The organism is Flagellimonas ochracea (assembly GCF_009903685.1).
Lineage (GTDB): Bacteria > Bacteroidota > Bacteroidia > Flavobacteriales > Flavobacteriaceae > Flagellimonas > Flagellimonas ochracea.
This window is the reverse complement of record NZ_JAAABI010000001.1, coordinates 75,575-95,438: the sequence shown is the minus strand read 5'-3', so window position 1 is coordinate 95,438 and position 19,864 is coordinate 75,575. Positions and strand designations below refer to the sequence as shown.

The window sequence follows — 19,864 nt, the reverse complement described above, 5'->3', positions numbered from 1 at the left end:
TTTATGAAGGTAAAAGAAATACCCGTTTCGCTTTTTCATCAAATTCGGCTTTCTTCCAAATCTAAAGGCAGCTTGAAAAGGAACAAGAAACGGGTTCCAGTAATCGTTTCCCTGGCTTCAATACCGTCCCGGCTGGATGTTGTCCATTTGACCATACGCAGTATTTTGGACCAAGATGTGCTTCCTGAGAAAATTTTCCTATGGCTACATGAAGACTTAAGAACCAAAATTCCAAAAAAACTGTCCAGTCTAATCGGCGATATTTTTGAAATTAAGTATACAAAATACTCCAGTTCGCACAGAAAACTGGTGGAACCCCTAAAACTATTCCCTAAGAAAATAATCATTACCTGTGATGATGATATGATGTACCCGAAAGATTGGTTGCCCAAACTGCATGAATCACATTTAAAAAATCCCAATTGTGTGGTAGCTAACCAAACACGTTGTATTTCTTATTCCGAATCTGGAGATTTACTTTCTTACAATCAATGGCTGTCCAAATCAAAATCTTGCAAAAATCCATGGGCAACCTTACCCATTGGTGCAGGCGGTACATTATATCCTCCAGGTGTTATGAATGAACAAGTCTTTGATCAACAATTATTTCTGCGACTTGCTCCCAAGGCGGACGATCTTTGGTTCAAAGCCATGACGCTGTTAACAGAAACATTGTCGAAACAAGCAAAAAGCAGCAAAAAAGAGCCCATCCCAATTTTGGGCTCGCAAAAGACTTCGTTGAAAAAAACCAACATTAAAGAGGACAAAAACCGCACACAATGGTTGGCACTAACTGATTATTTTCAACTAAAACTTCAAAAATATTGACTGAAGAAATCAATAATTGTATCCAAGAACTCGAAAAGGGAAATCTTATTTTATACCCTACTGATACTGTTTGGGGCATTGGTTGCGATGCCACCAATTCTGAGGCTGTAAAAAAGGTGTATGCCCTAAAACAACGAGAAGATAGCAAAGCTTTAATCTGTTTAGTATCCAGTCAAGCCATGTTGGAGCGATATGTAAAGCAGGTTCCCAACGTGGCTTACGACATTATGGATTTAGCTACAAAACCTACTACTATCGTCTTTGATGAGCCAATAGGCATTGCCCAAAATTTGGTGGCTGCGGACAACACTTTGGCCATTCGGATAGCCTCTGATAAATTTTGCCAGTATCTCATCAACAAATTTGGCAAACCCATAGTATCCACTTCGGCCAATATTTCTGGACAGCCAACACCCAGAAACTTTAAAGAGATCGACACTAAAATTTTAAAAGGAGTGGACTATGTGGTAAATTTGCCAGACGAAAGCAAAAGCCCTTCCCCCTCCTCCATTATTAAATTGGGTAACGATGGGCAAGTAAGGGTAATTCGGGAATAAAATGACGCAGGAGTTCCATAAAGAAGCCATACAACATCCCATTTTTCAAACTATCGGAAAAACCGCAGAGGAACTAGGCATGGATGCCTATGTCATTGGTGGTTTTGTTCGTGATTATTTTTTAAAAAGAGACACCCCAACCGACATCGATTTTGTGGCCATCGGAAGTGGAATTCAACTAGCCAAAAAAGTGGCCTCCCAACTTAAAGGAAAACCAGAGGTCACCGTATTTAAAAATTTTGGTACGGCCATGATTAAACATCAGGGTATGGAACTGGAATTTGTGGGCGCCCGCAAGGAAAGCTACCATAAAGACAGCAGAAAACCTGTAGTTGAGGATGGCACCTTGGAGGATGACCAAAACAGACGTGACTTCACCATCAATGCAATGGCACTTTCACTCAATCCACAGAGTTTCGGCATTTTATTGGATCCCTTTGATGGTTTGGGCGATTTGGACAAAAAAATCATACGTACCCCATTGGAACCCGGCATCACCTATTCCGACGACCCTCTGCGGATGATGCGCGCTATACGTTTTGCAACACAATTACATTTTAACATTGCCTTACCTTCTTTAAAAGCCATCAACCAGCACAAGGATCGTCTCAAAATCATCTCCAAAGAACGTATAGTCGACGAACTCCATAAAATATTGATGAGCCCCAAGCCCTCTGTTGGTTTTACATTGATGCACCAAACCGAACTATTGTCACTCATATTGCCTGAACTTACAGCACTTCAAGGCATTGAAGAAGTGGAAGGGCAGCGCCATAAAGACAATTTTTGGCACACGCTCGAGGTAGTGGACAATATTGCCAAAACCACTGATAACCCATGGTTGCGTTGGGCCGCCCTTTTGCACGATATCGGAAAGGCCCCTACCAAAAGATTCCACAAAAAAATAGGCTGGACATTCCATGCGCATGAATTTGTAGGTGCCAAGATGGTTTACAAGTTATTCAAACGGCTTAAAATGCCATTGAACGATAAGATGAAGTTTGTTCAAAAAATGGTGTTGATGAGTTCCCGGCCCATAATCTTGGCCGAGGAGCATGTCACAGATTCAGCAGTGCGGCGTTTGATCTTTGATGCCGGTGAGCATGTGGATGAACTGATGACACTTTGCGAGGCCGACATCACCACCAAAAACCCCAGAAAACAGAAAAAGTATAAAAACAATTTTCAACTTGTTCGTCAGAAAATAGTGGAGGTCGAGGAACGGGACCATATCCGTAATTTTCAACCTCCCGTCTCTGGAGAAGAAATCATGAAAACCTTTAACCTAAAACCATCTAGGGAAATTGGTATTATTAAGGAGGCGATAAAGGAAGCCATTTTAGATGGAGAAATTCCCAACGAATATGAAGCAGCCTATCAATTTATGTTGGAAAAAGGTAAAAAGATGAAATTAAAAGTCCAATCTTAATGAAGGAGAACAAATATGTAATTTATTGGTTATTAACTGGGTGCGTTCTTATTTTTGTTATGGTTTTAGTGGGTGGCATCACTCGCCTAACCCATTCCGGGCTTTCCATATCAGATTACAAACTGATACAGGGCACCTTACCTCCAATGAACGAACAGGAATGGCAAGAGGCCTTCGAACTTTACCAGCAATATCCTGAATACCAAAAACTCAATTATCATTTTGATCTTGAGGATTTCAAGGACATCTATTTTTGGGAATGGCTGCACAGAGTGTTGGGAAGGTTTATCGGAATTGTATTTATCCTGCCATTTCTCTATTTCTGGTTGACCAAAAAATTGGATAAGTCTACCCTAAAAAAATGCTTAGTCCTACTTCTTCTAGGTGGGTTTCAAGGTTTTTTGGGGTGGTACATGGTTAAAAGTGGTCTTGTTGATCGCCCCGATGTGTCGCATTATCGGCTGGCTGCACACTTGACTACAGCCTTCATAACCTTCGCTTTCAGTCTTTGGGTGGCCCTAGACCTTATTTTCCCTTTAAAGAAAGAAATTCAAACAGGAATTCGGAACCTCATAAGAGTTGGGCTCTTGGTACTTTTGGTTCAAATTATTTGGGGTGCTTTCGTGGCCGGACTGGATGCGGGTTTTATTCACAACCATTGGCCTATGATGAGTGAGGGCAAATTGATTCATGAAACGGTGTACATTGAACAGCAACCTATATTGAAAAATTTTGTAGAAGGAAGAAGTGGGGTCCAATTTGTGCACCGCTACCTGGCCTATGTCGTAGTTGCATTAATTGCATTGATTTGGTTCAGAACCCGAAGGACATCAAGAACACCATGGCAAAATAAAGGCCTTCAATCCGTTTTGGTTCTTGTTTTCATTCAATTTTTGCTCGGTGTGCTCACCTTGGTTTACGCAGTACCACTATGGCTGGGAGTAGCCCATCAAATAGGTGCATTTTTTCTATTGGCCGCTATGACCTTTACCTTGCACCGGTTCACCAAATAACAGTGAATTGTCGTAAATTTGTGCCCACTTTAATTTTTTTAGATGATTTATAAAATCAGGATTATTCTTGATGCTGAGGAAGATATCTTTAGGGATATTGAAATTGAGGACGGTGAGACCTTGGAAGTACTACACAATGCCATTACCCAAGCCTTTGGTTTTGGAGGCGACGAAATGGCTTCTTTCTATACCTGTGATGAGGAATGGAACCAAGATGAAGAAATTGCACTTTTTGACATGGGTGAAAACGGTTCTGAGATTCGATTGATGAACGAAACATTTTTAGAAGAAGTCCTCAACGAAAAAAGTCCCAAATTGATTTATCTATATGATTTTTTCAGCATGTGGACTTTCTTTGTGGAGTTGGCCGATATTGTCGAAAAAGAAGACGGGAGATCTTACCCCAACGTGTTGTTCAGTTTTGGAGAACTGCCTGACTCGCCCCCCGAGAAAAGATTTGAATCCAAACCCAGTATGGAATTTGAGGATCCCATGGACAACTACGATGATTTTGATTTTGATGAAAACTGGAACTAAACCACCATTACCTTTTACCTTTTACCTTTAACGCTTATGCTGAACCTATATTCCGCCCAAATTGAAAGTATTTCCCTCCATCGGGTAGGGAACAAAAGTAAAAATGAAACTGCTTTCCTATCCGCCGAACCTTTTACACTAAACGATGAAATGGCCGGCTTGCTCAAAGAATACTTTTTTAAGCCCTTTAGAGAGAAAGAAGAGAACTATTTTCAGTTTTCGCATGAAGTTGATTTGGAGTTCAATGAAGTTTTCAACGCTGTTACCGAAATTTTTAAAAATCCTTCAAAGGTTCATGCTTCGTCAAAAAAAATAACCCAACACCTTTTTGAGCAGTCAAATCATCCACATATTAAAAGTGGGGAGGTTTTCGTGGCGCATTTTTCAGATATGGTAGTGGATAACCAAAAAATAGATGCCGTAGGTATTTTTAAAAGTGAATTGAAACATGATTTTCTTCAATTTCGCGAAAAAGAACAAAACTTGGACATTTTCATCCGCCAGGGCATCAACACCAATAAATTGGATAAGGGATGCATTGTCTTCAATATAAACCAAGAGGAAGGGTACAAGGTATTATCCGTGGATAGTAATCGATACGATGCCAAATATTGGCTGGAAGATTTTTTAGGTGTAGCTCCCTTGGCCGATGAGAATTTTTACACTAAAAACTACCTCAAGTTCTGCCAAAATTTTGCAAAAGATGTGGTATTGCCCGCAGAGGATAAACAACAAGAAGTGCTTTTCATGAACCGGGCGGTGAACCATTTTGCCAAGAACGATGCCTTTGAGGAAACTTCATTTTTGAACGAGGTGATGGAAAACCCGGAATTGATTCCCGAGTTTAAACATTACAAAGTTGAAAAGGGCCCAAAATATAGTATTGAAGATGTTTCCAATTTTGATATTTCCAACAAAGCGGTTTCAGATAGCCGAAAAAAAATCAAAAATGTCATCAATCTCGATACCAATATCCAGATAAAAATGGATTTTATCAATCCAGAATCGGCCCAAAAGTTCGTGGAAAAAGGTTGGGATGAGGAACGGCAGATGTATTACTATCTGGTCTATTTCAACAAAGAGCAGAAAAGCTAAAACTTCTTCTCAATAATTTCCTTCATGCTCACATCTTGGTAGTTTCGTTTTACAAATTCGAGTGCTGTGAAGAGTATTTGCCCCATGGTATTGCATTTTTTAAATTCCAAGTCCATGGTAAAATCGTGCAGCTCATTTCTTAGTCGTTCCACATTTTCGGGCAAGGATATTCTATCGGTCTTCACACAATTGATGAGACGTTTTATTCGGTTCCCTGAACTAATGATTCGCTTGGCCACAATGGAACGTTCCTCAATCTTATATTGGTCCACAGAATATTCTTGAAGCTTTTTCCCAACCAACTCCACCATATTCAGGTTTTCTTTAAAAAATTGGGGCAAGTACACCTTGAATTTACCTTCAAAGCATTGCTGGTCAAAATCAATGGCCCGTATCCTATAAACCACATGATCGAAATCATGCACCGGTACAATCACATAATTGTAAGATCGCATATCGCCCAAAAGCCGTATCATGCATCGTTCATTGAATTTTACGAACTCCTTAGCCAACTGGGCCTTTTCAGGTTTTGAACATTTTGGCAGCATATCCTTTATAAACACATCACCTGGAATACCAGCAATGTGTTCTTCAATCAAGGTATCCTTGTACACCAAAAAGTTAAGGTTGTAAGGCGAAAGCATATGTTCCAATTCCAGGCCATACACCCGAGAAGCATCCGTCTTTTTGACATAAAAATAGGTATAGTTGTCATTTAGGATATTCCGAATCTTTATACGAAAAGGTTTTGAGTTTCCGAAGGTGCAAAAATCCACGGCATCCACATTGAGATAATCCAAGATTCGGTTGCTCCCATCGGAATGCAAAATGGAATACACTTTTTTTAGGCTGAGGTCTATTTCCTCTCGATCAAAATCGGAATAATACACCCGTACCCATAAGGTATCGATTCCATCATTGTCATAGACAACGACCGAACCTGAAAAACGCAACAAATCGTCATAGAAGATCGGGATTTCAATTTTACGGTTGTACCGATCCAGATAGCCATCCAATTTTTTTGTGATTGGAAAAGCCGGTTTTTTTTTCGACATCAATTTTTCCTCGGACATTCTTTCGCTATTTTGTAACAATTTTCCGTTAACCTCGTCAAGTTACTATAAACAAATCGAAAAATGATTCCGTCTTGCAAACAATACTGACTGTAACCAATCTAACAAAGAAATTCGGCTATCTCACGGCTGTAAAAGACCTGTCGTTCACCATTGAAAAGGGTAATGTATATGGCATTTTAGGGCCTAACGGAAGTGGAAAATCCACTACTTTGGGCATTATCTTGAACGTGGTGAACCGAACATCCGGCAACTTCAGCTGGTTCGATGGAAACACCTCGACCCATGATGCCCTAAAAAAAGTGGGGGCCATTATTGAAAGGCCCAATTTTTATCCCTACATGACTGCTGTTCAAAATTTGAAACTGGTTTGCAAGATCAAAGAAGTACCTGAAACCAAAATCCAGGAGAAATTGGAGTTGGTTGGGCTTTGGGAACGAAAAGACAGCAAGTTCAAAACGTTTTCCCTAGGGATGAAACAGCGTTTGGCCATAGCCTCAGCCCTTTTGAACGACCCGGAGATTCTTATTCTGGATGAGCCCACAAATGGGTTGGACCCTCAAGGAATCCATCAAATCAGGCAAATCATAAAAAAGATTGCCAGTGAAGGCACGACTATTTTATTGGCTTCACACTTGTTGGACGAAGTGGAAAAAGTATGCTCACACGTGGTCATCCTCAGAAAAGGAGAAAAATTATATTCCGGACCCGTCGATGGCATGATGGCAAGCCATGGTTTCTTTGAGCTTCGTGCCGGCGATATGGAAGAATTGAAAGCCCTCTTGGAAAAGAATGTCAGTTTTGGGAAAGTGGAAACCTTCAATGGAACACTTACTGCCTATTTAAAAGAAGAGATGGACGCTGAAGCCCTTAACAAATTTTTGTATGATAAAGGTATCGTCCTTTCCCATCTGGTAAAACGGAAAGAAAGTCTTGAAGAACAATTCCTCAACCTAACCAACAATAAATAATCAAAGAACGAATGGTACGCTTACTACAAATAGAGTTCATAAAACTTTGGAACAATAGGGCCAGCAGAATCCTGATCACCTCCTATTTTGTGCTGTTGACCTCAATTGCACTAATCGCTGCGATCAAGTTTGATATTGGCCCGGTACAGTTTCATTTGGCCGATCAGGGCATTTTTAACTTCCCGTACATCTGGCATTTCAACACTTGGGTAGCAGCAATTTTCAAGCTGTTTTTGGCAATTGTAATTGTTTCCATGATGGCCAACGAATACAGTAACAAAACCATCAAGCAAAATCTGATTGACGGGCTTTCCAAGAAAGAATTTATTCTTTCCAAATTCCTGACAGTCATTTCTTTTGCCTTGATTTCCACAGTATTTGTTTTTATCACTTCCATTATTTTGGGATTGATCTATTCCGATTATAATGAAATCTCGATTATTTTTTCAGACCTGGAATTCTTGCCAGCCTTCTTTGTAAAGTTGGTTGGTTTCTTTTCATTTTGTCTCTTTTTGGGTATGCTGGTAAAACGTTCTGCATTTGCCCTCGGGTTCCTAATTTTATGGACTATTTTAGAACAGGCCATTTTTGGTATTTTAGGCTGGAAGGTAATGAGTTGGCCCGCTGCCAAACGTGTAAAGGATTTTTTTCCGTTGGAATCGATGATGAACCTAATTAAAGAACCCGGCTCTCGGCTTTCTGCAGTGCAGAACATAGGAGATCAGATTGGGGAGAACTTTCGATTTGACTACCACACGTATTGGTACGAGTTTGTAATTGTAATCTTTTGGACTGCACTTTTCATCTATTTGTCCTACGCTTTATTGAAAAAGCGTGATTTATAGTATCTTGTAAGATGCTATAATGAGGATGAATGCTATTTCGACACCACTATTTTTTATTGGTCTGTCTTTTTTCCTGCTTTACTGTCCTAAGTCAGGATGAAACCTCCAATTGGTATTTTGGAAATGGGGCAGGTATTCGATTTAATACCGATGGTTCCGTAACCCCACTAACGGATGGAAGGCTCGACACCTTTGAGGGCTGCGCGTCAATTTCGGATGCTACTGGCAATCTTGTTCTTTATACGGATGGTATTACCGTCTACGATCGCAATCATAATATTATGTCCAACGGAACAGGGCTTTATGGAGACCCCTCCAGCACACAATCTGCCATAATTGTACAAAAACCCGATGATCCCAACATACTTTATGTTTTCACAGTAGACACCAAGACTTTTGAAGAAGACCCTGATCGCGGTTTCAATTACTCTGTTGTAGACCTTTCGTTAAACAACGGCAATGGGGAGGTGACCCAGAAAAATATCACCCTTTTAGCCGATTGTTCCGAAAAAATATCCGCGGTATTAAAAGATTGTTTTGATAAATCCATATGGGTGGTTACCCTCGGGCCTCCAGCTGGCGATCCAACGCGGTTCAATACCTATTATGCGTATGAAGTCAACAATTCAGGAGTGAACCCATTTCCTGTGGTGAGTACTTTTCCGGATCTTCAAATACAGGATCCCAGGGGCTATTTAAAATTTTCACCCGATGGCACCATTCTGGCCAGTGCCAATGCCCTTGGCGGACTCTATCTTTATGATTTTGACCCAGCAACTGGAATTATCTCAAATCAACAATTAATAGCCACGTCAAACTCCAACAACATTTCCTACGGGGTCGAATTCTCTCCGAATCAACAATTTTTGTATGTAATGTCCTCTGGTGCCCAATCTCCAGATGAACCACAAGCCCCATCAACATCCTTGTTGCAATATGATCTTACGGAGACGGATATTGCTCAATCTGAGGTAGAGTTGGACCGAAGGCCTTTATTTCGTGCAGCCTTACAGCTCGGACAAAACGGCAAAATATATAGGACCATAGCACAAAGTTATCTGCAGGGAACCCCCTATTTAGGTGTTATACAAAATCCTAATGAACAAGGAAATGCTGCCAATTACGTTCACAATGCCATTTTCTTAAATGGAAGAAATGCCACCCAGGGGCTTCCGCCTTTTGTACAGTCCTTTTTTAATAAAATCGATTTGATACGAAATCCAGATGGGACTACCAGCAGTTCAATGGAAATTTGCGACGGTGAATCCATTACCCTGGAAGGTGATAACATCCTAAATGCCACTTATATTTGGGAGAAAGATGGTGCAACTTTGACCAATTCGGGCAATACCCTAACTATTAACCCTGCAAATATTTCTGATTCTGGTCACTATACCTTGGAAATAATTTCCAGTGACCCCAATGAATGTCCAATAATCGGCGAAGCATTTATTTCAGTAAACCCGTTGCCCAATGCTGAACCTCTTTCTTTGGTTCAATGTGATGCAGCAGCTACCAACACTTCAGACGGCCTAACCACCTTCAATTTGGAGCAGGCGATTACAGACACATCTTTCACTTATCATTTTTATGAATCCCTTACGGATTTGAATACGGACAATCCAATTACGAATCCAGTAGGATACGTCAATACCCAACCTTTTGACCAAACATTATATTATAAAATTACCGACGGCAACGGCTGTGAAGATGTCAATGAATTAACGCTTCAGGTGCTTTCTGTTATGCTCAGTGAAGGTGAAAAAACATATTACGTATGTGATGATATTGCGGAAGATGCATTTTTAGAAGGTAGTTTCAATCTTGATGATATTTTGGATATAGACTATCCAAACCAAGATGTTACATTGTACACCACGCTAGAGGATGCCAGTTTGGAACAAAACCCAATATCGGGAACCTATTCAACTAGCTCCACCATGCTTTATGCGAGGATTGAAATGAACAATCAATGTGAAGATGTGGACCGATTGAACCTTATTGTGAATCCAACACCTTTGTTGGATTTCCAAGAAGAAATTTTATGGTGCACGGATGGACCTCCGATTTCCGTAGATGCACCCCAAGGGTTTGATATATACCGATGGTACAAAGCCGATGGCAGCAACTTGGTCGAGGTAAGTGACCAATCCTCGTTGCAGGTTTCCGAAATTGGGGAATACCATTTGGAAGTGGCATATCTATACTTTACTGCCGAGGGAACCCAAGAATGTTTCAATTCGAAGGCCTTTAAAGTGATACCATCCAACAAGGCCACTATTGAAAATGTGCTTGTAGAAGACATTTCAGAAAACAATGTGGTGGAAATACTTGTTTCTGGAGACGGTGATTATGAATATGCGCTAGATGGTATCAATTATCAGGATTCATCCATATTTCAAGATGTACAACCAGGATTCATTACAGCAACGGTTCGGGACAAAAATGGATGTGGAATTTCCGAAGAATTAATTTCCGTGATTGGATATCCAAAATTCTTCACTCCAAATGGTGACGGAGTCAACGATTTATGGCAAATACAAGGTGCAGATAATCAATTCCAATCAGAAAGTATTATTCACATTTATGATAGATATGGAAAGTTAATGGCGCAAATAAGCCCCAAAATGGCAGGATGGAACGGCATGTACAACAACAGTCAGCTCCCGGCCTCTGATTATTGGTTTCAAGTTTCACTGGAAGATGGAAGAACATTCAAAGGACACTTTAGTCTGAAGCGTTAATTAAAACAGAATTATTTCGTAAATTAAAATGTTTGGTTCCAGTCAAATGTTAAAAAAATTGCTATTCATATTGGCTTTCGGCCTATATGGCTTTGGTAGTGCACAACAGTGTCCCGCATTGTTGAGCCCTACTGATGGTGCAACGGGTGTGCCGCTGAATACGACTATTACTTGGGAATTTGTGGATAATGTTCAGGCATTTATTATTGAATTGGGTACTTCTCCGGGTGCTTCTGACATCTTGTCCCCTCAATTCGCAAGTGGAAATTCCTTTACTCCACCCCAAGGCCTTCCTCAGAATCAAGAAATCTTTGTAACCATTTCGCTATTTTTCTTTGATAGGCCCAATGTGGAATGTTTTAGTCGAAGCTTTACCACAGAAACAATAACGGTAGCGCCCAACTGTACGCAAATGTCCAATCCGATGGACATGTCCGTAGATGTAACACCGACAACCAATATTTCTTGGGAATATGCGTATGGAGCTACGGGATATATCATCAGTTTAGGAACCACCGCCGGAGGAACCGATATCCTAAACAATCTTGATGTTGGGAATACGTTGACCTACAATCCTCCAGATCCTCTTCCATCAGAAGATACAATTTACGTCACTATAACCCCCTATAACAACATCGGGATGCCCATGGGCTGTTCCTCTCAAAGCTTTACCACCAGTGCCGCATCCCCACTACCCTCTTGTGCACAGATGGTTTCTCCAAGAAATGGTGAAATCAACGTGCCACTATCCCCAATTCTTGAATGGACACAGGTGCCAGGCGCTACGGGTTATCGCGTTACTATTGGAACAACCCCCAATAGTGCTGATATTCTTGACGACAACGTATTCAACTCAAATTCAACTCCTGTAATCAATTTTGAACCCAATCGTACTTTTTTTATTACTGTTATTCCCTTTAACGACACTGGAGATTCCATAGGTTGTGGGCAAGAGAGTTTTTCAACGCTTTTAGGATGCGGCCCTTATTTGGATTTTACTACCGGTGAATTTGTGACCTTAAACCCTGAAATTGACTTTCCTGATGAAATCTCGTTTTGCGAAAATGAAGCTCCTTTCACCCTAACCTCAACCGATGTTGCCGATGGCTATCGATGGTATCAGGTAGATCAATCGGGTGTCGAAAGCTTGATTTCCGATACCAATCAAGTAATCCTTATGGAAAATGGCAACTATAGATATGAAGCATACAATATCGCATCTCAATCCGGTAACACCATTGAATGTCCTGCCACCAAGGAGTTCAAGGTGGTTTCCTCCGAAATTGCCACTATACAACGTTTACGGGTTGAATCCAATGGTTTGAACCTCCAGATTACGGTGGACGCTACCGGAAATGGAAACTATGAATATGCCATAGATAACGAAAATGGCCCATATCAGGACAGTAATGTATTCAGAAATGTGGAGCCTGGCACCCATATTTTCTTCGTGCGGGATAAAAATGGTTGCGGGGTGGTACAGGAAGCCTTTATCCAAGATTTGACCGTTGAAGGTTTTCCAAAGTTTTTTACCCCAAACGGTGATAACATAAACGATTTTTGGCAGTTTATTCAACCACCCAATTCAGATGCCATTGTGCTACAAAGTATCCGAATTTTTGATCGTTTTGGTAAGTTTTTAGAAGAGATTTCACAAGATTCGCAAGGGTGGGACGGAAATTTCGCAGGAAGACCATTACCCTCAGGGGATTATTGGTTTAGGGCTGTTGACGATACAAACAGGGAAATTATGGGTCATTTTTCTCTTAAGCGATAATCTTCTTTTTTTACTTCGTTTTGGGTAAGGCCTTTAGTATTTTTACCTAATGAAGTTTCAAGTAGTCTCAGAATTTAGCCCCACTGGCGACCAACCCCAAGCCATAAATCAGCTCGTAAAGGGTATTGAAGACGGTGACCCGCACCAAACACTGCTTGGTGTTACCGGATCGGGCAAAACTTTTACCGTGGCCAATGTGGTGGAGACCGTTCAGCGCCCCACCTTGGTACTCGCGCATAATAAGACTCTTGCCGCTCAGCTATATTCTGAGTTCAAGCAGTTTTTTCCAAAAAATGCCGTTGAATACTTCGTATCGTACTATGATTACTATCAACCCGAAGCCTACATCCCAACAAGTGGACTTTATATTGAAAAAGATCTTTCCATTAATGAGGATATTGAAAAACTGAGATTGAGCACAACATCCTCATTACTTTCCGGGCGAAGGGATGTTTTGGTGGTGGCTTCCGTTTCCTGTCTTTATGGTATTGGAAACCCTATTGAGTTTCAAAAGAATGTGATTTCTATCCAAAGAGATCAGGTTCTTTCCAGGACCAAGTTTTTGAAACAATTGGTGCAAAGCCTTTACTCCCGCACAACCGCTGATTTTAGAAATGGAAATTTTAGGGTAAAGGGCGATGTGGTGGACGTTTTCCCTGGATATGCGGACCACGCCTTCAGAATTCACTTCTTTGGAGATGAAATAGAGGAAATAGAAGCCCTAGATCCATTCAACAACAATGTCATAGAGGTTTATGATAGCCTCAACATCTATCCAGCCAATATGTTTGTCACCTCCCCGGATATTCTTCAAAATGCCATTAGGCAAATTCAAGACGACCTTGTAAAGCAGGTGGATTATTTTAAAGAAGTAGGTCGCCCTTTAGAAGCCAAACGTTTGGAAGAACGTACCAATTTTGATTTGGAGATGATTCGGGAATTGGGCTATTGTTCAGGGATTGAAAACTATTCAAGATATTTGGATGGTCGAGAGCCCGGCACAAGGCCCTTCTGTCTATTGGATTACTTTCCAGATGATTATTTGATGATCATTGACGAAAGCCATGTCACCATCCCCCAAGTACATGCCATGTACGGTGGTGACCGCTCAAGGAAAGAGAATTTAGTGGAATATGGGTTTCGACTTCCTGCTGCCATGGACAACAGGCCATTAAAGTTTGAGGAGTTTGAAGCACTGCAGAATCAAGTAATTTATGTCAGTGCCACCCCTGCTGATTATGAGTTGGAACTTAGCCAAGGGGTTTATGTGGAGCAAGTGATACGTCCAACAGGGCTCTTGGATCCCATTGTTGAAGTAAGGTCGACTTTGAATCAAATTGACGACTTGATTGAGGAAATACAACAACGGGTCGAGATTGATGAGCGGGTTTTGGTTACCACGTTGACCAAACGAATGGCAGAGGAATTGACCAAATATTTGACCCGCATCGATATAAGGTGTCGGTACATCCATAGTGATGTTGATACCCTTGAGCGAGTTGAAATTATGCAGGATTTGCGTAAAGGAATTTTTGATGTGTTGATTGGGGTAAACCTGCTAAGGGAGGGATTGGATTTACCGGAGGTTTCGTTGGTCGCCATCTTGGATGCGGACAAAGAAGGTTTTTTGAGAAGTAACCGCTCGTTGACCCAAACAGTGGGCAGGGCCGCACGAAATTTGAATGGTAAAGCGATTATGTACGCTGATACGATTACGGAGAGTATGCAAAAAACCATTGACGAAACCAACTATCGCAGGGAAAAACAAATGGCTTACAACAAGGAAAACAACATTGTCCCCACAGCTTTGAAGAAGAATTTGGACAGTGCACTTGCCAAAAATTCGGTGTCCACTTATCATTTTCAGAAAGAGGAACTGCGCGCTGCGGAACCAGACTTGGAATACCTTACGTCGGAACAACGCGAAAAACTGATCAGGAACAAAAGAAAGGCCATGGAAAAGGCGGCCAAGGAATTGAACTTTATGGAAGCCGCCAAACTCCGTGACGAAATAAAACAGCTTCAGGAGCAGGAATAAAAGCAAGCGCGCCACATACACAAAGTGCAGCAGCGCGCCCACAAACTAACCAACTCAATCAACCATCATGAAACACCTAAGTTGGTGTACTTTTACTCTTTATCCGATTGAAATCAATCGTTTTGGCTTTGGTAATGCCTCTTGTTTTTTAGGCAAGGTCAGTCTCAAAATTCCATTCTCGTACTTGGCGTCGATTTTAGAGCCATCTACTGTATCTGGTAAGGTGAAGGCTCTTTTAAAGGAAGAGAATGAGAACTCTTTTCGGGTATAATTGTCCTGGGTTTCTTCATTCTCAGTTTTAATTTCACTTGAAATGGTCAACACATCATTGTCCACTTCAACTGTAAAATCATCCTTTTTTACTCCTGGAACAGCTAGTTCGAGTTCAAAATTTTCTTCATTGTCCTTTATGTTGACGGCAGGAACAGAAGTATTCCAATTTTCAGTTCCACCGAACCAATCCGGACCCATAAAATCGTTCACCAATGATGGGAAAAACAGTTTATTTCTTTTTACTATGCTCATGGCGTTTATTTTTTTGATTAAACATTAAATTCAATCAATTACTGGCAAATGGTATACCAACGCTTAAAGCATGTCATTTTGACGTTTTTTTAACAAAAAATTATGTCAGAATGGCATCAATTATAATGTGCTTTGAAAATATTGATCAGTACATCCGCAGGGACGACCTTATCGGGATAGTTATGCATTATTTCAAGTACTTGTCCAATGGCGGCGGGCGGAAGTCCCATTTTAAGGCCTACATTATATAATCGTTGGATTTCCTTGCTATGTTGTTCTTGGTCAATGTTCATCAACAATAGCAACCTGTGAAATTGAACGATGCGGTCTGCTTGGGATTTAAGGACAACTTCTGGAGACTTTTTCCTTAACAGACTTTTCACGGCATCTTTATTGACACCCAAATTATTGGCCACTGTCAACAAAAACCGAAACTCCGACTTCTTCATAGAGTAATCCACCCTTGCAAAAGCAATCATTTCGGAAAGAATACTCAGTTTTTCCTGATAGGATTTCATCGGTTGGGTGTTGAAAGTACTTTAGTATATAACTCATAACCGATGTGTTTTAGTGTACTGCTGCCAAATGATATGAATACTATAGAAAAGAAAAAGGGCAAAACCTTAAAATCAGGTTTGCCCTTTTAATATCACAACAAATGAATCCGCTAGGCCAATACTTCTTTAACCTTGTCCGCAGCTTCTTGAAACTGAACTGCAGAATGAACCGCCAAGCCGGAATTATCTATAATTTCTTTCGCCAACTCGGCATTGGTTCCTTGCAATCTTACAATAATGGGAACCTTAATGGCATCTCCCATATTCTTATAAGCATCTACAACACCTTGAGCAACCCGGTCACAACGAACGATACCACCAAAAATATTGATTAATATGGCCTTGACATTGGGGTCTTTCAAAATTATTCTGAAAGCCTCCTCTACCCTTTTGGCATCGGCAGTACCACCTACGTCCAAAAAGTTAGCCGGCTCTCCGCCTGCCATTTTTATCAAGTCCATCGTTGCCATGGCAAGTCCGGCGCCATTTACCATACAACCCACATTGCCGTCCAAATCCACGTAGTTCAAACCCACTTCGCGTGCCTCCACCTCAATGGGGTTTTCTTCACGTAAATCCCGCATTTCTGCATAGGCTTTTCTTCTATATAGTGCATTGTCATCAATGGATACCTTGGCATCCACTGCCATAATCTTATCGTCCGAGGTCTTCAAAACGGGGTTGATTTCAAAAAGGCTGGCGTCACTTTGATCATATGCCTTGTACAGGGCAGAAACAAATTTCACCATTTCCTTGAAAGCGGTTCCGGACAATCCCAGATTAAATGCTATTCGTCTTGCCTGGAAAGGCAACAATCCCATCCCCGGGTCAATTTCCTCGGTAAAAATGAGATGAGGAGTCTTCTCGGCTACTTCCTCGATATCCATTCCTCCCTCTGTGGAATACATAACCATATTCCTGCCTGTGCTTCTGTTCAGCAAAACAGACATATAGAACTCATTGGTCTCATTATCCCCTGGATAGTAGACATCCTCGGCAACCAAAACTTGGTGTACTTTTTTTCCTTCTGCCGATGTTTGGGGCGTTATCAGATTCATTCCAATGATGCTTCCCGCCAATTCTTCAACTTCCTTCAAGTTTTTGGCCAATTTCACGCCTCCACCTTTTCCACGTCCACCAGCATGAACCTGTGCTTTAATTACGTGCCAACCTGTTCCCGTTTCTTGTGTAAGCTGTTTGGCCGCATCTACTGCTTCCTTGGCATTTCGAGCCACAATCCCGCGTTGTATGCGGACACCAAAGCTGGCCAAAATTTCCTTTCCTTGATATTCGTGAAGATTCATCTATCTGATAACTTTTGTTCGCGGACAAAAATAGAAAACAGCATTGACAAAAGGAAGATGATGATGAAGAATTATCGCTATACTGGATTCTATATTTTGAAATCCTTGAAATCCAAAGGGTCAAAGTTTTTAAAGTGCCCATTCATTTCTATAATTCCCTTGGTACGGTTTATTTCCTTCAAAACCCGGATGGTGGTCTCCAAATGGGTTTTAATGAAGTTTAAACGGTCTGTTTCCTTGGGAATCTGCAGTAGTTCGTATTCCTGTTCGAAGGAAAGCCCCATTTTATGCGCCAACGAATAACTGTTGAATTGTTCGGGAGGTATTTTCGAAAAAGGGACTTCCATTAAATTATACAATATTTCAATATTGTCCAGGACCTCTTTTCTAAGGGTATTGTCGGCATCGTATTCCAAATCCAAGAACCGCACTTCCCCGCCAGCATAAAGTTTTTCTTCCATTTGTTGTTCAAAAGAAAGTATTTTGAACACCTGACGGGCCACGCATACCACGTCCATTGCATCATTCTCGTAGGTGTTGACCACTTCTACCAACTGGACCTCGGTTCCATAGGAAATAGTGTTGTTTATAAATACCGGAATTCCAAAAGTGATAGCTTCACTTCTGCAATCGTGGATAAGCTGTTTGTAGCGTTCCTCAAAAATGTGAAGCGGTACGGTTTCTCCCGGAAAAAAAATGGTCTGTAACGGAAATAGGGGTAATTTCATCTGCGCAATTTGTTTTAAATGTACAATCTGAAGGTCAAAAGAGCAAGAACAGGATGACCCTCTTTTTGTTATTTTTAAAACATTTTGTTATAAAAATTTTATTTCGGCGAATATGCTTGTGCAACACAGGGACAAGGTTTAGTTTTGTTTTAAAGATTTGATATTAAGATGGAATCCCAAAACCTATTGAAACTTGCAGCCCAATTTGATGCTCCACTATACGTATATGATGCGGCTAAAATTGCTTCACAGTACCAACGGCTCACAGAAGCCTTTAAAGGAGTTGGAAATCTACGGTTAAATTATGCCGCCAAGGCATTGTCCAATATCAGCATTCTCCGGTTAATGAACCATTTGGGGAGCGGTTTGGATACGGTATCCATCCAGGAGGTGAAGTTAGGGCTTATGGCCGGTTTCCAGCCCGAGTCCATAATCTTTACCCCCAACGGTGTTTCCTTGGAAGAAATAGAAGAAGCTGCGGCTCTCGGGGTACAAGTCAACATTGACAATCTTTCAATTTTGGAGCAATTCGGGAGCAAACATCCTGATATTCCCGTGTGCATCCGTATAAACCCACACGTGATGGCTGGGGGCAATTCCAATATTTCCGTAGGGCATATCGATTCCAAATTTGGCATCAGCATCCACCAGATTCCCCATTTGTTGCGCATTGTTGCATTGACCAAAATGAATATAAATGGCATTCACATGCATACCGGCAGTGATATTCTTGATATTGATGTGTTCCTGTATGCGTCGGAAATCCTTTTCGAAACTGCCAAAAACTTCAAGAATCTTGATTTTATTGATTTTGGTAGCGGTTTCAAGGTTCCTTACAGGGAGGGTGACATCGAAACCAATGTGGAAGAACTGGGCAAAAAACTTACAGCGAGGTTCAATGAATTTTGTTCGGATTACGGTAAAGAGCTTACCCTTGCTTTTGAACCCGGCAAGTTTTTAGTGAGTGAAGCAGGACACTTTTTGGCCAAAGTGAATGTGGTAAAGCAGACCACGTCCACAGTTTTTGCCAGTGTGGACTCCGGTTTCAATCACCTGATTCGTCCCATGTTATATGGTTCCAATCACCAAATTATAAATATTTCCAATCCAAAAGGTCGGGAACGTTATTACTCGGTAGTGGGTTATATTTGTGAAACGGATACCTTTGGGAGTAATAGAAGAATCAGTGAGATTTCAGAAGGGGATATTCTGTGTTTTAAAAATGCCGGGGCCTATTGTTATACCATGTCCAGCAACTACAATTCGAGATATCGTCCTGCAGAGGTGCTTTGGCTTAACGGAAAAGCTCACTTGATTCGGGAACGCGAAAATTTTGATGATATCCTAAGAAACCAAGTGGACGTAAAAGACATATTTGAAACCCCAAAAACAGAGACCATTAAATAGTATGGATGTTTTGGCTGTTATACTTTCCATTGTTTTGATTTTTTTGGCAGCCCTACATTTTTACTGGTCCCTATTTGGGATTAAAGACCCTGAAGCCGTACTTCCCACAAAACTTGAAAATACTACAGCAATGTCTCCTGGTAAATTTGGAGCGGCTCTTGTGGGCATCATTTTGTTATTATTTGCCTTTATATTCATTAACAAAGCGCTACTCCTTATCAACCATCCTTTGCTGGGCTACATTTCCTTTGGAATTGGGGTGATTTTTATATTGAGGGCATTTGGTGATTTTAGGTATGTTGGCTTTTTCAAAACTGCCAAGAACAGCAAATTTTCTGCTTTGGACACCCGTTATTATTCTCCTTTGTGCCTGCTGATGGGAATACTAATACTCATTTTGGAAGTTTTCGGATAGATACTTTTTTGGCACAATTTT

The 19,864-nt window shown here is 41.0% G+C and carries 18 protein-coding genes; 13 read left to right on the top strand and 5 right to left on the bottom strand.

All coding sequences use genetic code 11. The features are described from left to right. Positions 1–3 precede the first annotated feature (3 nt). Genes GTQ34_RS00475 through GTQ34_RS00450 form a run of 6 tightly spaced genes read left to right on the top strand, consistent with a single transcriptional unit; the run spans position 4 to position 5,459 of the window. Complete coding sequence (locus GTQ34_RS00475; RefSeq protein WP_166521800.1) at positions 4–828, top strand: zinc-binding alcohol dehydrogenase; 825 nt, start codon at positions 4–6, stop codon at positions 826–828. Further along, on the top strand, positions 825–1,385 hold the full coding sequence (locus GTQ34_RS00470) for an L-threonylcarbamoyladenylate synthase (protein WP_166521799.1): 561 nt from the start codon (positions 825–827) through the stop codon (positions 1,383–1,385). Before GTQ34_RS00475 ends, GTQ34_RS00470 begins: the two co-directional genes overlap by 4 nt. A gap of 1 nt (position 1,386) precedes the next feature. Next, positions 1,387–2,814, top strand: coding sequence for a CCA tRNA nucleotidyltransferase (locus GTQ34_RS00465; RefSeq protein WP_166521798.1), 1,428 nt, complete (start codon positions 1,387–1,389; stop codon positions 2,812–2,814). Next, positions 2,814–3,827 (top strand): COX15/CtaA family protein, encoded by a 1,014-nt coding sequence (locus tag GTQ34_RS00460; RefSeq protein WP_166521797.1) that lies wholly within the window; start codon positions 2,814–2,816, stop codon positions 3,825–3,827. Before GTQ34_RS00465 ends, GTQ34_RS00460 begins: the two co-directional genes overlap by 1 nt. 42 nt (positions 3,828–3,869) lie before the next feature. Then, a complete protein-coding gene (locus GTQ34_RS00455; protein WP_166521796.1) occupies positions 3,870–4,364 on the top strand; it encodes a plasmid pRiA4b ORF-3 family protein in 495 nt (164 codons plus the stop codon). A gap of 36 nt (positions 4,365–4,400) precedes the next feature. After that, the gene (locus GTQ34_RS00450) at positions 4,401–5,459 is read left to right on the top strand and encodes a nucleoid-associated protein (RefSeq protein ID WP_166521795.1); all 1,059 of its coding nucleotides are present in this window, start codon (positions 4,401–4,403) and stop codon (positions 5,457–5,459) included. Here the strand turns inward: GTQ34_RS00450 and GTQ34_RS00445 are convergent. Beyond that, the gene (locus tag GTQ34_RS00445) at positions 5,456–6,532 is read right to left on the bottom strand and encodes a hypothetical protein (protein WP_166521794.1); all 1,077 of its coding nucleotides are present in this window, start codon (positions 6,530–6,532) and stop codon (positions 5,456–5,458) included. The genes GTQ34_RS00450 and GTQ34_RS00445 overlap by 4 nt on opposite strands. 74 nt (positions 6,533–6,606) lie before the next feature. On the opposite strand from GTQ34_RS00445, the gene GTQ34_RS00440 reads away from it, so the two are divergent. The 5 genes from GTQ34_RS00440 to uvrB are packed head-to-tail and all read left to right on the top strand — an operon-like array spanning position 6,607 to position 14,907. Then, on the top strand, positions 6,607–7,503 hold the full coding sequence (locus GTQ34_RS00440) for an ABC transporter ATP-binding protein (RefSeq protein ID WP_166521793.1): 897 nt from the start codon (positions 6,607–6,609) through the stop codon (positions 7,501–7,503). 11 nt (positions 7,504–7,514) lie between these two features. Beyond that, positions 7,515–8,348: an ABC transporter permease gene (locus GTQ34_RS00435; protein WP_166521792.1), complete on the top strand. Its 834-nt coding sequence runs from the start codon at positions 7,515–7,517 to the stop codon at positions 8,346–8,348. Between the two features lie 29 nt (positions 8,349–8,377). After that, positions 8,378–11,092: a T9SS type B sorting domain-containing protein gene (locus GTQ34_RS00430; RefSeq protein WP_166521791.1), complete on the top strand. Its 2,715-nt coding sequence runs from the start codon at positions 8,378–8,380 to the stop codon at positions 11,090–11,092. 58 nt (positions 11,093–11,150) lie between these two features. After that, positions 11,151–12,869, top strand: a complete 1,719-nt coding sequence (locus GTQ34_RS00425; protein WP_166521790.1) for a T9SS type B sorting domain-containing protein — start codon at positions 11,151–11,153, stop codon at positions 12,867–12,869. A 49-nt stretch (positions 12,870–12,918) separates the two neighbouring features. Beyond that, positions 12,919–14,907, top strand: a complete 1,989-nt coding sequence (gene uvrB, locus GTQ34_RS00420; protein ID WP_166521789.1) for an excinuclease ABC subunit UvrB — start codon at positions 12,919–12,921, stop codon at positions 14,905–14,907. Between the two features lie 99 nt (positions 14,908–15,006). Here uvrB and GTQ34_RS00415 read toward each other — a convergent pair whose 3' ends face one another. From GTQ34_RS00415 to GTQ34_RS00400, 4 genes are all read right to left on the bottom strand, one after another. Further along, a complete protein-coding gene (locus tag GTQ34_RS00415) occupies positions 15,007–15,432 on the bottom strand; it encodes an Hsp20/alpha crystallin family protein (RefSeq protein WP_166521788.1) in 426 nt (141 codons plus the stop codon). A gap of 116 nt (positions 15,433–15,548) precedes the next feature. Then, positions 15,549–15,950, bottom strand: coding sequence for a TerB family tellurite resistance protein (locus tag GTQ34_RS00410; RefSeq protein ID WP_166521787.1), 402 nt, complete (start codon positions 15,948–15,950; stop codon positions 15,549–15,551). Positions 15,951–16,099: 149 nt separating this feature from the next. Then, complete coding sequence (gene sucC, locus GTQ34_RS00405) at positions 16,100–17,293, bottom strand: ADP-forming succinate--CoA ligase subunit beta (protein WP_166521786.1); 1,194 nt, start codon at positions 17,291–17,293, stop codon at positions 16,100–16,102. Between the two features lie 89 nt (positions 17,294–17,382). Continuing rightward, positions 17,383–18,021: an LON peptidase substrate-binding domain-containing protein gene (locus GTQ34_RS00400; protein WP_166521785.1), complete on the bottom strand. Its 639-nt coding sequence runs from the start codon at positions 18,019–18,021 to the stop codon at positions 17,383–17,385. Positions 18,022–18,189: 168 nt separating this feature from the next. Here GTQ34_RS00400 and lysA point away from each other — a divergent pair, with 168 nt between their 5' ends. After that, positions 18,190–19,428, top strand: coding sequence for a diaminopimelate decarboxylase (gene lysA / locus GTQ34_RS00395; protein ID WP_166521784.1), 1,239 nt, complete (start codon positions 18,190–18,192; stop codon positions 19,426–19,428). A 1-nt stretch (position 19,429) separates the two neighbouring features. After that, a complete protein-coding gene (locus GTQ34_RS00390; protein ID WP_166521783.1) occupies positions 19,430–19,843 on the top strand; it encodes a DUF3995 domain-containing protein in 414 nt (137 codons plus the stop codon). The last annotated feature ends 21 nt before the right edge of the window (positions 19,844–19,864 follow it).